The 678-nt window shown below is 64.3% G+C and carries 1 protein-coding gene; it reads left to right on the forward strand.

Annotated elements, in window-relative coordinates; genetic code table 11:
- Positions 1–678: hypothetical protein (locus NP3_RS49425; RefSeq protein WP_063046244.1), on the forward strand; the 678-nt coding region annotated here is incomplete at both ends.

Consider the following 678-nt stretch of genomic DNA (forward strand, 5'->3'; position numbering starts at 1 on the left):
TACCGTGCACGCCACCACCAGCCATCTCGGGCCGGCGGCCACAATGCCTGCACCGTATCGGGCGCTCCTGCAGAGGTGCGCCCAGCCGCAGCTGATCAGCGATGTTGCGGCGGAGCTCGGCTGGCCGCTGGCACGGCTATGGGCGCTGGTGGACGACATGGCTGACCTGGGGTTGGTGATGGTGTGTCCGCGGGCCGCGTGGCCGGGCGCGCGCCCGACGAAGAGCACCACGACATTCGCAAAGATCGTCATCGCTGGAGGCTGCGGGACCGGTAAGACCACTCTGATCACCTCGCTGGCGGATCAGATGCATTACGGCGAGTTGTCCATCGCCCCTACCTCCGATGACGCTGCTGAGTCTTTGTCGGCGGACTCACTCTGCGGTGAGGTGGAACTCGGCCGCATCAACTTGGCCAACGACCTTGTCCTGTTTCTGGTCGCAGCGCCAAACCATTGCATGCGGCATGCGATCTACGACGAACTGGCTGGGAACGCCATTGGCGCGGTCGTGCTGGTCGATCTCCGGCGCCCTAAGGACAGCTTCGACGCGATCGACTACTTCGAATCACGCGGCATCCCGTTTGTGGTGGCGATCAGCGAGTTCGACGAGGCGAACACCCACCCCATCGAGACCATCCGCAAAGCCCTCCGACTCGGTGAAGAGGTGCCGGTCCTCTC

The organism is Nocardia pseudovaccinii NBRC 100343 (assembly GCF_001613225.1).
Taxonomy (GTDB): Bacteria; Actinomycetota; Actinomycetes; order Mycobacteriales; family Mycobacteriaceae; genus Nocardia; species Nocardia pseudovaccinii.